Genomic DNA, 12,283 nt, shown 5'->3' with positions numbered 1-12,283 from the left:
CAAAAGATGCTCCTCTTCGCTACGGGAAAGGATAGGCATGACGCAAATCTGTAGGAGCCAACGTGTTGGCGAGGCGGACGAAGCGGTTAGACCTTGCCACGGCTCTCGTGCATTCGTGACAGTTGACGTTCGAGCATCGACGGATACGGTTCCATCAGGCGTTCGACGCAGCAGGCGCCTTCAGGGTTGGCGATAGGGCGTATGCGGGCGCGCTGGCGTACCAGCGGGTCATCATTGATCTTACGTTCAACCAGCAGCAAATTACGGCTGTGTTGCGAAAGGGCCAGCGCGCTTTGTGCAGTGTCGGTGAGCAGCAGGTCGATTTGGCTGAGGCCGGACAAGCCATCTCCCAGTGTCAGCCCCAATTGCAATTGCAGTGTGATGCCGCTGTCAGCGACTTCTATTTGCAGGGCGTGACTCAGCGCCCGAAGCAGTTCGCCGCAGCAAATCGCGTTGGTCAGGTAGTCGTCACCGCTTTCTTGGCTGTGAAACAGCATCAGTGTGCTGCCGTCATTCAACGTCTGCACTTCGCCCTCATAGAGCGAGGCCGCCTGATCAATACAGTCGCGGTAGCGTTGTAGCAAATCGGTCAGTCGTGCGCGGGGTAAGCGACGCAATTGATCTTGAGCGCCAAGCTGCACCGCCAGGACCGCACTGTGCTGAGGTTGAGTCGGCGCAGCAGGTGCTTTCACTGCGGATCTGATCATCGGGGCCGGCGTGGAGTGGTCGCGCAGATCCGCAAACGGATCTTCTTCGTCCTCTTCATCTTCTTCGGCGACGATACGCCGAGGCACTAAGGCCGGCACGCGCGGTTTGGGTGCTTCGTCAAAGTCCCGGTCGTGCGGATCGTCGCTGGCAAACATGGGCTCAATGTCGTCTTCCGTCTCGATGTACGGATCGTGGCCTTCGCTTTCATCGTGCTCAGGTTCGGGTATGGGCTCAGGCTCCGCAGGTTCTGGAGCGAAAGACGCTTGCAGCTGACGAGCCAAGTCACCGATTTCATCTTGACGGTCAGTAGCGGGCGTGTGTTCGTCGATGTCCCGCAACCACACGCGCAGTTGCAGCAGCGGGGTGGAAATATAACGGCCAAGACGCAAGCTCAGTGCCAGTGCCAGCGCCAGTAAAATTCCGCTGAGAATACCCATGCTTTGCAAACTGATGGTCATCGGCTGCTGGAATTGAGTCATGTCCAGACTGATGCGCAAGTGCCCGGCCATCACATCTTGGAAAGTGATCTTGATTTCATACAACCCTTCTGACTCACCTAGGAGTCCGTTTTTCGGGCGATTTCCGGCTTCGGCAAGGATGCGGTTATCCACGCTATAAATAGCGGCATGAGCCACTAGCGGGTTTTTCACCAGGTTGCCTAGCAGCACGTTGAGGCTGAGGATGTCGTTGGACACCAGCAACTCAGTGGCGGAAGTGGCTGTCTGGGTTGTCAGGGCCTGGCCGAGTGCGTCCGCCTGTTCGTGCATGGCTTGCTTGAATTGCAGGCCCATGACGCAGGCGTAGATCAGCAGCGCCAAAGCGACGAGGATCACGTTATGGCTGGCGATACGCAAGGCAAGCGGTACACGGCGGTGGCGCAATGCCCGAAAGATCAGTAGGAAAAAATTATCGGTTTTAACTGGCGTGGGCCGGTTCACTGAGCACGGCTCTTTTGGTGAAGTTGCCGGGCAGTATAACGACCGACCCTTGAGCGGCAAAGCGCTCGCTGTGCCCGATGGTCACTGAAAGTGGTTAGAATGCGGTTTTTTTCCACTGCGGGGGTGCGCCTTGCGCGAAATCGTCCTGATAAACATCACGGGTGAAGACCGTCCTGGTCTCACTGCGGCCATCACTGGGGTACTTGCCCAGGGTGGAGTCAACATTCTTGATATTGGTCAGGCGGTGATCCACGACACGTTGTCGTTTGGAATCTTGGTTGAGATTCCGGGAACCGAGCAAGGTTCGTCAGTGCTTAAAGATATTTTATTCACTGCCTACAAACTCGATCAGCAGGTACGGTTCACGGCCGTGTCCGAAGACGACTATGCGCAGTGGGTTGATGGCCAAGGCAAGGCGCGGCATATCGTGACGTTGCTGACACGTAAGGTCACGGCTGAGCAGTTGCAACGCGTTAGCTCCATCACGGCTAAATACGGCTTGAATATCGACCAGATCGATCGGCTGTCTGGACGGATGCCGTTGGACACGCCCGCTGACAAGGGCAAAGGCTGCATTGAGTTTTCGGTGCGCGGCGAGCCTGCCGACCCGAAAGCCATGCAGGCTGAATTTCTGAGCGTCGCCCAAGAGCTGAATGTCGACATCGCCTTTCAGCAGGACTCTTTATTTCGACGTAACCGGCGTCTGGCAGTGTTTGACATGGACTCGACGCTGATCGAAGCCGAAGTCATTGACGAGCTGGCCAAGGCCGCCGGCATCGGTGAGTTGGTGTCCGAAATCACGGAGCGTGCGATGCGCGGCGAGTTGGATTTTCGCGCCAGTTTCAAAGAGCGTCTGGCGTTGCTCAAGGGGCTGGATGTCAGTGTGCTGGATGAGATCGGCGCCTCTTTGCGCCTGACCGAAGGCGCCGAAACATTGTTCGCGGAGCTCAAAAGACTGGGCTACAAAACGGCGATTTTGTCGGGTGGTTTCACGTACTTTGCAAAACAGCTGCAAGCGAAGCTCGGCATCGACTATGTGTTTGCAAATGAGCTGGAAGTGGTCGATGGCAAAGTGACTGGCGTGGCCATTGAGCCTATTGTCGATGCACAGCGCAAAGCTGACCTATTGCGTGAATTGGCGCAAAAGGAAGGCTTGAGTCTTGAGCAGACCATTGCCGTCGGAGATGGCGCCAATGACCTGCCGATGCTGGCGATTGCCGGTCTCGGCGTGGCGTTCAGGGCCAAGCCGTTAGTGAAGCAATCTGCCAAACAGGCGATCTCGACACTGGGCCTGGACGGGATTCTTTACCTGCTGGGTTTCCGGGATCGTGACGGCCGAGTTTGATCAATACAGCGGTGTTCTGGCGACACCGCATGATCGATCAAAGTAATGTCCACAACGAATCGAACTCTTCTTCCTGTGCGGTTTCGAGCGACTGAGGCTTGCGCGGCAGTTCGATGGTTTTATATTCGAACTGGTTGAAACTGCCTGTGCCTGTGCGGCGTTTGCCCAAGGCTGCGCGATGCTCGTCGCCGCTGTTATTGATCATGACGCTCAGGCCTTCCTGAAAGGGTAATCGTGGCGCAAGCAAGGTCGCTGGCTGATCGATTGCCCGCACTTCCGGCAGTAATAACGCGCGCAAATACGGGCTGGCGGGGTCGGTGTTGCGCATCAATTGCAAGCCGCAGGGCTGGGCAAAGGGTGCCACCAACTCAATGCCCATTTGCGTACCACCGCTACGTACCTGACGAATCCAGCGCACGACGGCGATGCTCCAGCCTTGCCCGCTGCCATCCTGGATGCCGACCATTTCTCCGGCCTGCAATTGGCTAGGTACTTCTTTAGGCCACGCCAAACAATAGCCGCCGGGACTATGGTTGATGACGCTTAGCGCAAAAGTCGGGAATGAATGCTGAGCGTTCGATGCTAAATCACCGCCGTCCGCTTCGACATATTCGTACTCAATTTCTTCGTAGGGGTGCGCGGACGATTCGCGGGCGCCGTCGAAAGCGGCTGACCAAACATCGGGCGTCGCGGTAATCGAGAGTTGGGTATGAAACTGCGCCGCCTTGTTGGCAGCAGGAATTTTAAGCATTTCGCTGAACGACTTTTGTCCGCCAAGGTAGTAGTGCAGCGCACTCATGCCGATACACAGCGTGAGAAGACCTTGGCCCGCGGTGCGCTGGAACGTTCTTTCCGAAACGTCGCCCCACGCTGCCGAGAGGTGTTGCAGCAGGTCGAGAGAGAAACCGTGTGGTACCAGTAGCTCTGAGCCTGCGCGCTTATCCACCGGTAAATCGAGGTAACCCTTGATGGTTGCCGCCAGTGTCAGTGGATTGATACCCAGCAGACTCGGTAATTGCTGATCGAGATACAACGATTTATAGCGCGGTGGGGCATCAACATCCTGCGCCACAGCGAACAGGCTGGTCGCCTCAGCGGGAGATTGTAGTTTTACCAGACGGCTCCAAGGCTCCAGGACCTCGGCGAGCCGACCAATATTGAGCTGACGCATTTGATTGCAGCGAGAGCAACCCAGCAATACAGCCACTACATAAGTTTGTTCGGTGCTCAGCGTTTTGGTGTGGCTGGCAAGAGGGTCGGGTATCGCAATGTTTTGCAAATGATGATGGCGAGCTATCAGATAAATCTGATGCAGCTCCAGCCACAAGCCTTCCGGCACGGGGCAATACAACTGGCTCGCTCGAATCAGTGTGCCGTTGAGGCTGTGCAAGGCACGTTGCGTCGCTGTGGCCAGCAGCGTGGTGCGGTCTTTGGAGAACCGCGGCGAGATGCGTACGATGATCTGTTTATAGCCCGCCGCCAGCTGGTTTTGCAGTGCCTGGCACAGGTTGGCGACTTTGCGCGGGCGCTCGTCGAGCACGATGGCCTGGCTGAGGAAGTGCCGCTCAAGGTTCTTGCAGACGTAATAGACCTCTGGGCGCAGCAGTTCGAGCAGTTGCAGGCGATTTTCGCTGGGTGTTAGCAAATGGTTAAGTTCGCCCAGCGCCTGATAGAGCAAACGAGCTGTTTCACCAAGGTTGGCTTTGGGCAGGACGGCAATCCAGCGTTTCAAGTCGCGTGGGGTCGGTTCACAAAACGACAGGCTCAACTGCGTAGGCGACGGCGTAGGTGCGCGCAACGACAGATGAAGGCTTGAATTACTCATTTGCTCGGGAAACTCCAATCACGCAATGGCTCGAGCGGTTGCTCATTCTGAACAAAGCCATGTCCGACGACCGACTCTAGCAGCATCGGCGTGCGCTGACAGCTTTCGATAGCCATTTATCCATGACGGCTGGCGGGTTGCCCTGCCAGCCTATCGGGGTGAGGCCGCTAAGGGAGTGAGTTGATGTCACGCCTGAGTAGCCTGACCCAACGCTTGACCCATCTGCACCGGACTGAGTGCGCCCAATCGGTCGGCCCATTTCATTTGATTTGGCCCAAACAACACGATGGCAGTGGAGCCGAGCTTGAAGCGCCCAAGCTCTGCGCCTTTTTCCAAATGAATCGGAGCGCGAGCGGCTTCGTCGTAGCGCACTGTTTTCAGTTCGCGCTTGGGCGGTGTGACCAGACCGGCCCATACCGTTTCGATCGAGGCAACGATCATCGCGCCCACCAGGACGACGGCCATCGGACCACACTCGGTATCGAACACGCAGACGACGCGCTCGTTGCGGGCAAATAACTCCGGAACGTTTTCGGCTGTGGTCTGATTGACCGAGAAGATGCGTCCAGGGACGTAAACCATTTCACGCAACGTGCCAGCCAGCGGCATGTGTACGCGGTGGTAGTCTTTTGGTGACAGATAGACCGTCGCGAAATCGCCGCCCATGAAAGGGGCAGAAAGACTGGCATCGCCGCCCAACAGCTCGAGTACGCTGAAGCTGTGACCCTTGGCCTGGAAAATCCGGCCATGCTCAATAGGCCCCAGTTGACTGATGGCACCATCAGCAGGGCTGAGAATTGCGCCCCAGGTTTGATCCAGCGGTCGAGCGCCTGGCTTCAAGGCACGAGTGAAGAAGTCGTTGAAGTGGTCGTAAGCGGTCAGGTCTTCAACCAGTGCTTGCGACATGTCTACCTGATAGCGCCGAGCGAACCACGCGGTGAAGGCATTTTTAAACCAGCGGACCCGGCACTCGGCCACGCAGCCGGCCAGGCGGGACAGCAGGTGGTGCGGCAGCAAATATTGGCTGAAGATAAACAAACGCTGTTTCATCACATTTCCTAACGTGTTCTTTAATGAATAGCCACAGTCTGCAGCGTGTTTTATTTCTCGACCGGGGTATCAGGATGGTTGCCCCATTCGCCCCAAGAGCCGGCATAGCCTTTTACGCGTGGATAGCCCAGCGCCTTGGCCACCAGATAGGTAAAGCCCGAGCGATGGTGGGTCTGGCAGTGGGTAATTACTTCTTTGTCCGGAGTAATGCCGAGCTTTTCGAGAATTTGCGGCATGTCTTTGCGGATTCGCAAATTGCGCGACGTATCCATGCCAGCAGTCCACTCGAAGTTCACTGCCCCTGGGACGTGGCCAGCTTTGGCCGCAAGGACTTTTTCGCCAGAGTATTCGGTGGGTCCGCGCGCATCCCAGATAGCCAGATCAGTCGCGCCCAAACGGCTTTGCAAATATTCCCGGGTTGCGGTGGGTTCGCTGTGCAAGGTCAGAGGGACAGGGCCGCCGACGTTCGCCGGGACCTCGGTCGACAGAGGCAGTTGTTCACCCAGCCAAGCGTGCAGACCGCCATCCACATAGTGGTACTGCGAGTGGCCAATGACATCCAGTAGCCAAATGAAACGTCCGGCCCATCCGCCGCCTTCGTCGTCGTAGACCACATAGACCGCGTCGGGATTATGCCCTAGCTCGCCAAACAACACTTCCAGTTGGGCGTGCGACGGCAGCAACCCCGGCGCTGGAGCTTGACCCTGCTGGGTTCGTTTTGGGTCGACAAAACGTGCGCCTGGAATATGTCCGGCGCCATAGCGAGCGCTGCTGGTCAGGTCGACGAGGATCAACTCTGGCGCGTCAAGACGGGAGAGCAAGTCGCAGGGCTCGATGACTAACGGCAAGCTAGAGAATTCAGACATGTGAGGTCTCCAGAAAAAAGAGGCGAATTGTAGCGTACGAGATCCCGCTTCGTCTGCGATGCCGCGCGGGGCGGACCTAAATCCCTGTAGAGCCAATGTGTTGAAGAAGGCGTTCACGCGGTGTGTCAGGTAAACCGCATCGCGAAAAAGTTCGCGCCTACAGAGGGTCAGCTATTTAAGCGGTCAGGCCTTGCGGCTGCTGAAGCTGCTCAGTGCCCGCTCAATGCATTGCGAGGTTTTGCCGAATGCTTGGACGCTGATTTCCGAGAACGGCCCGCCGCCCTGATCCGCGAACACCAGCATGACCACCCGCTCATTACTGCTGAGCGAGCGCAACAGTAAGTGTTCGCCGGTGAACAGGCTTTTTAGCCTGACGGGCAGCAGCGCCGAAAATTGAGCGGTGTTGGCAGGCGTCAGACGCAATTGGGTCGGTTGAGCCAGCAAGCGTTGCAATACCGTGCTCTCAGCAATGTCCAAGGTCAGGTGCATGGCGTCCTTGTCCAAGCCGGCAATTTGCTGAACACGCAAAACCGTCATATTGCGGTCAATCATCAGCAGCATCAGGCGCTGCATGCCGCAGGCCACCAGTGCGTCTCGGGCAAGCGTTGTGAGGTGCATGGCATTGTTGAAGCGGCTCGGCTCTTCCAGTAACTCAGTGCAATACTTTCGCCACAAATGCAGCGCTTCGGCCGAAGGCGGCGGTGCGGGTAACAGGCCGCGATGAATTCGCCGTGTGTCCGCAGGCCATATGAGTGCTTCGGCAGGGTGCCAGAGCCCCGTCGCGAAGTGTTTTCGAGCACTTTGTACCGCTTGTTGGTGGACTTGTTGCTGCACGTCATCCAGCGAGACTTGCAGGTACAGGCTGGTCAGCATCTGCCAGCGCAGGCTGTGCGGACCGTCCCAGGCTTGTTGTGCAGACAATGCGATGCCATTGGCGAGCAGGATCGTATTGGCAGGCTGGTTGAGCCAGCGGCGCAGTTCGGGGTCAGCGTCGAGGCGTTGCCGTTGTCGCAGTGGATTAAGGTGGTCGCGAGCAATATGCAGCGACTTGACCAACAGTCGGCGTTCGTTGATCAGCGCGCTGTAGCCCTGAGTTACCCATATTGGCAGCCGCCAGGCCACTGCGAGCACTTGGCACAGCTTGAGCAGGCTTACGCCGAATAATGCGTTTTCGACAATGCGCGCCGACTCACCTTTGTGAATCACCCGCAGCTCCCATTCTTCAAGCAGCTTTGGGTGTGCAACGGCCATTGGCCAGAGCGGCGATAAAAACAGCAGGCTGCCCCAATGAATGTCCTGCCAAAGCCGCGCCAGACGACCGGCGAACAGCCCGTTGGCTTGCTGCATCGCGTGCTGACTGATCATCTGGAATTGCCGCAAGCTCGGCGAGATATCCTCTATTTCCAGCGCAGGCAAACGTTGCAGCAGTTCTTCAGTGCGCTTCAGACCTAGACGATTAATAGCCACCTCGAGGCTTTCCGCAGGCTCGCTCAAGCCAATGCTGTGATGGTTGACCTCGCGCAAGACGCTGAGAACCAGCGACGGGCTTTCCTGCATCAACTCGGCGATATCGCGCAGCGAACGGCGGCTATCACCGAGCGCACTCAGCACTTGAGTGTGGCTATTAATGGGTACCGGCAGGCGAATCCCGTCCAACTGTTTGTGCCATGCATCAAGGGTGCGCGGAACGGGAAGCGGTGCTGAAGTTTCTGGTGGCATTGCAGGCGGCCTGTACAGCTAATCGTTTAGGACATTATCGGATGCGGCATGCATGGCATGTCAGCGCGAGCACCCTGCTACAAGGGTCGAACTGGCTTTTCGCCTGAACTGGCTATAGTCTGGCGCACTTACGCCGATAAGTAGAAGAAGAGTTTCAAGAACTTCCACTCATGATCTCGAACCCGACTCAGTAAGAACTCTCTCTATATGGCTAAAATTATCGGCATTATTGTCGTTTTCGCGAGCGTTCTCGGCGGATACGTCATGTCCCACGGCAAGATCGGAGCATTGATCCAACCTTTCGAGGTCATGATCATCGGGGGCGCCGCCCTTGGCGCATTCCTCCAGGCCAACCCCGGCTACATGACTCTGCATGTGGTCAAGAAGTCGCTGAAGATGTTCAGCTCTCGCTTCTCGCACACGTTTTATCTGGAAATCCTGGGCCTGGTCTACGAAATTCTCAACAAAAGCCGCCGCGAAGGCATGATGGCGATTGAAGGTGACATCGAAGACGCTTCGGCCAGTCCGATTTTCGCCAAATATCCCTCCGTGCTCAAAGATGCGCGTATGACCGATTACATCTGCGATTACCTGCGGATCATGTCGTCAGGGAATATGGCGCCGCACGAGCTTGAAGGTTTGTTCGACATGGAACTGCAAAGCATGAAGGAAGAGCTGGAACATCCTTCGCACGCAGTGACTGGTATTGCCGATGCCATGCCCGGCTTCGGTATCGTCGCCGCCGTTCTTGGTATCGTTGTGACCATGGCATCGCTGGCTGACGGCGATCAGGCGGCTATCGGTATGCACGTGGGTGCGGCGCTGGTGGGTACGTTCTTCGGTATTCTTGCTGCGTATGGTTTCTTTGGACCGCTGGCGACTTCCCTGGCTCACGACGCCAAGGAAGAACTCAATGTGTTCGAGTCCATCAAGGCCTCGCTGGTCGCTTCAGCGTCCGGCATGCCGCCTTCGCTGGCGGTAGAATTCGGTCGCAAGGTTTTGTACCCCAAGCACCGCCCTAGCTTCAGTGAGCTTGAACAAGCGGTTCGCGGTCGCTGAGTCATGGAAAATAACCAGCCGATAATCGTCAAGCGCGTCAAGCGTTACGCCGCCGGGCACCACGGCGGCGCGTGGAAAATCGCGTTCGCCGACTTCGCGACGGCAATGATGGCGTTCTTTCTGGTGCTGTGGCTGATGTCCTCCGCTACGCCCCAGCAGAAAATCCAGATTGCCGGTTACTTCAAAGACCCTATTGGGTTCACCGAAAGCGGTACACCCTACATTATCGATCTAGGCGGCTCGCCCGCGCTGGCGCCGGACAAGACCCTCAACCCCGAGGTCAAGTCCGAGCCGCAGCCGGATAAAATCAAGACCGAAACTGACCAGTCTGAAACGCTGGCGGAGCAAGTTGAGCAAGAACGCTTGGATATGCTGTTGCAAGAGCTGCAAACCAAGGTCGATGAAAATCCGCAGTTGAAGAAATTCAAGGACCAGATCCAGTTCGAGATCACTCAGGACGGTTTGCGCATCCAGATCATGGACGCCGATAACCGGCCGATGTTTGACATCGGCAGTGCTCGCTTGAAGCCCTATTTCGAAGACATCCTCCTGGCCATGGCCGACACCATTAAAACGGTGCCGAACAAGATCAGCATCAGCGGCCATACCGATGCGACCCCTTACGCAGTGAGCGGCGAGTATGGTAACTGGGAATTGTCGGCGAACCGAGCTAACGCTGCGCGTCGAGCATTGGTCGCGGGTGGTTATCCGGAGCCGCAGGTGGCCAGGGTTGTGGGCTATGCCTCGTCATCCTTGTATGACAAGGAGCATCCGCAAAGCGCAGTCAACCGGCGCATCGACATTATTGTGCTGACCAAGAAAGCCCAACAGCGTATCGAAGGGACAGTGTCCCCGTCGCCGGACAACACAGCGCCGCCTGCGCCAGCCAATGGGTCTGCACCGACCGGCGCCCCCGGCGCTTCAGCCACACCGGCTCCGGTTGATCCCCAAGAACCTGTGCAGCCCCATGAACTTCGGCAAAAACTGAACATTTTTGAAGATGGAGCGCTGAAGATGGACGAGACCAAGAAGTAGTTCTCGTGCATCTTTCTGTAGGAGGGTCCGCCACGTCTTCACGCCGCGCTGTCTCGCGCAGCAAGCTGTGTGGCACTTTGTGTGGTTTGAGGTTGCAGGGTGTCAGGACTGAAGCCTTCCCGAATAAATTCAGTTCAGATGTTGGCTCCTACAGATGGCCGCCTGCCTGTGGATCGTCTGTGAATTGAATATCGAATTGCGGAAAGAGGCCCCGTGAAACCATGCGGCCGAACGCAGGCGTTGCGCAGGGGGTAACGAGGCAAGGATGCCGAGTAAGCCGTGCGCGGCCAGGGACGGCCGCTCACGGCGACCCCCGGAGCGACGCCGGAGTGAGGGAAGACCGAGCCTAGGCGAGGTCCTGCATGGTGGGGCAAGCGTTTTGGGGGACCTTTTTGGCGTTTGAAAAAGGTGCCTCGCTGTAAAAGCGAAACCATAAGCGCAGCAACCACAAAGGCCGGATATACACGCCAAACCCAGCGCCAACCCATTGTTTTCAAAAGATTAAAAAGTAGTTTGATAAGCGTCAGCGTGTTGGCGAAGGGACCTGGCGCTATGTGTCAGGCACACAACCTCGCGAACACGTTGGCTCCTACAGATTCTCAACAGCTCCTCAGTAACTGTTTTCCGGCAAGCTGGCGATGATCGAGCGGTAGCTGTTCATCCGTTGCTGCTGCACGCGGCCTTCTTCGAGGGCTTTGAGCAGTGCACAGCCGGGTTCGCGATCATGTTTGCAATCGCGAAAGCGGCAGGTGCCGATCAAGTTATTGAACTCAATGAAACCGGCTTCCACGTCTGAACGGCTGACGTGGCCCAAGCCAAACTCGCGAATACCTGGGGAGTCGACCAAGTCTCCGCCGCGCGGGAAGTGAAACAGGCGGGCAGTGGTCGTAGTATGCGTGCCTTGTCCGGACTGTTCAGACAACGGACCTACACGGGCTTCGACTTCTGGCAGCAAGCTATTCACCAGCGACGATTTACCAACGCCAGACTGACCCACAAACACGCTAATCCGCCCATCCAGCTGATCTTGCAACTGTTGCATGCCGTCGCCTTGATGTGCAGACACTTCCAGCAACGGATAGCCCAACTGCCGATAAACCGCCAACAGCGCATTCAGCGCCGGGGCGTTTTGATCGTCAATCAGGTCAGCTTTGTTTAGCAGCAGCAAAGGGCGGATGCCCGCGTGCTCAGCCGCGACCAAGTAACGGTCGATCAGGTTGGCATGCGGTTCAGGCAAGGGTGCAAAGACGATCACGATCATGTCGACGTTGGCGGCCACAGGCTTCAGCTGACCGCGGCTGTCCGGGCGGCAAAGCTCGGTGGTGCGCGGCAATTGCGCGACGATAACGCCGATGCCTTGATTGCCAGCACGCCATACGACACGGTCGCCGGTGACCAAAGCGGGCAGGTTGGCGCGCAAGTGGCAGCGGAACACTTGGCCAGCTTGCTCGCCTTCTTGCGCTTCGACTTCGACCTGTACGCCAAAGTGCGCGATCACAAGCCCAGTTTGCTCGGGGCCGAGGTCGCCGCCCTCAAGGGTTTCAAGGGTTGCCGATTCACGTTTGGCAGCACGCGCAGCGCGCTCGCCTTGAATCTTTTCGATGCGCCAGTTTTGACGACGATTGAGTTGGCGTTTGGCCATGGGTGTTCCGATTTGATAAAGCAGCTGATTAGATAAACGCGAAGGAGTCTAGCACGCTCGGCTAGGCTAAACTGCGCGCCTAAGTTGAGGAGCGCT

At 57.1% G+C, this 12,283-nt stretch carries 9 protein-coding genes; 3 read left to right on the top strand and 6 right to left on the bottom strand.

From position 1 onward, the window contains the following. Window positions 1-86: 86 nt before the first annotated feature. On the bottom strand, window positions 87-1,646 hold the full coding sequence (locus RHM59_RS14085; RefSeq protein ID WP_322167363.1) for an AhpA/YtjB family protein: 1,560 nt from the start codon (window positions 1,644-1,646) through the stop codon (window positions 87-89). 130 nt (window positions 1,647-1,776) lie between these two features. Here RHM59_RS14085 and serB point away from each other — a divergent pair, with 130 nt between their 5' ends. Continuing rightward, complete coding sequence (gene serB / locus RHM59_RS14080; RefSeq protein WP_322167364.1) at window positions 1,777-2,991, top strand: phosphoserine phosphatase SerB; 1,215 nt, start codon at window positions 1,777-1,779, stop codon at window positions 2,989-2,991. Between the two features lie 37 nt (window positions 2,992-3,028). Here serB and RHM59_RS14075 read toward each other — a convergent pair whose 3' ends face one another. The 4 genes from RHM59_RS14075 to RHM59_RS14060 form a co-directional block, all read right to left on the bottom strand. After that, window positions 3,029-4,816, bottom strand: coding sequence for a molecular chaperone (locus tag RHM59_RS14075; protein WP_322167366.1), 1,788 nt, complete (start codon window positions 4,814-4,816; stop codon window positions 3,029-3,031). Window positions 4,817-5,002: 186 nt separating this feature from the next. Then, the gene (asd, locus tag RHM59_RS14070) at window positions 5,003-5,866 is read right to left on the bottom strand and encodes an archaetidylserine decarboxylase (protein WP_322167367.1); all 864 of its coding nucleotides are present in this window, start codon (window positions 5,864-5,866) and stop codon (window positions 5,003-5,005) included. Window positions 5,867-5,916: 50 nt separating this feature from the next. Beyond that, window positions 5,917-6,732, bottom strand: a complete 816-nt coding sequence (gene rhdA / locus RHM59_RS14065) for a thiosulfate sulfurtransferase (RefSeq protein WP_322224426.1) — start codon at window positions 6,730-6,732, stop codon at window positions 5,917-5,919. A 183-nt stretch (window positions 6,733-6,915) separates the two neighbouring features. After that, entirely contained in the window at window positions 6,916-8,451 is a 1,536-nt protein-coding gene (locus RHM59_RS14060; RefSeq protein WP_322167369.1) for an HDOD domain-containing protein, read from the bottom strand. 207 nt (window positions 8,452-8,658) lie between these two features. On the opposite strand from RHM59_RS14060, the gene motA reads away from it, so the two are divergent. Together motA and motB are read left to right on the top strand one after the other, a co-directional pair. Continuing rightward, window positions 8,659-9,510 (top strand): flagellar motor stator protein MotA, encoded by an 852-nt coding sequence (gene motA / locus RHM59_RS14055; RefSeq protein ID WP_322167370.1) that lies wholly within the window; start codon window positions 8,659-8,661, stop codon window positions 9,508-9,510. A 3-nt stretch (window positions 9,511-9,513) separates the two neighbouring features. Next, window positions 9,514-10,545 carry a flagellar motor protein MotB gene (gene motB / locus RHM59_RS14050; protein WP_322224424.1) on the top strand — a complete coding sequence of 344 codons (1,032 nt, stop codon included), beginning with the start codon at window positions 9,514-9,516 and terminating at the stop codon, window positions 10,543-10,545. A 610-nt stretch (window positions 10,546-11,155) separates the two neighbouring features. On the opposite strand, the gene rsgA is transcribed toward motB, so the two are convergent. Continuing rightward, complete coding sequence (gene rsgA / locus RHM59_RS14045; RefSeq protein WP_322167372.1) at window positions 11,156-12,187, bottom strand: small ribosomal subunit biogenesis GTPase RsgA; 1,032 nt, start codon at window positions 12,185-12,187, stop codon at window positions 11,156-11,158. Between the last annotated feature and the right edge of the window lie 96 nt (window positions 12,188-12,283).

Source organism: Pseudomonas sp. MH10, from assembly GCF_034353045.1.
Classification (GTDB): Bacteria; Pseudomonadota; Gammaproteobacteria; order Pseudomonadales; family Pseudomonadaceae; genus Aquipseudomonas.
This window is presented reverse-complemented; position numbering and strand designations above follow the sequence as displayed.

Coding starts and splice junctions, on each gene's coding strand:
- RHM59_RS14075 (WP_322167366.1), bottom strand. CDS start 4,816: ATGAGTAATTCAAGCCTTCATCTGTCGTTGCGCGCACCTACGCCGTCG.
- asd (WP_322167367.1), bottom strand. CDS start 5,866: ATGAAACAGCGTTTGTTTATCTTCAGCCAATATTTGCTGCCGCACCAC.
- rhdA (WP_322224426.1), bottom strand. CDS start 6,732: ATGTCTGAATTCTCTAGCTTGCCGTTAGTCATCGAGCCCTGCGACTTG.
- RHM59_RS14060 (WP_322167369.1), bottom strand. CDS start 8,451: ATGCCACCAGAAACTTCAGCACCGCTTCCCGTTCCGCGCACCCTTGAT.
- motA (WP_322167370.1), top strand. CDS start 8,659: ATGGCTAAAATTATCGGCATTATTGTCGTTTTCGCGAGCGTTCTCGGC.
- motB (WP_322224424.1), top strand. CDS start 9,514: ATGGAAAATAACCAGCCGATAATCGTCAAGCGCGTCAAGCGTTACGCC.
- rsgA (WP_322167372.1), bottom strand. CDS start 12,187: ATGGCCAAACGCCAACTCAATCGTCGTCAAAACTGGCGCATCGAAAAG.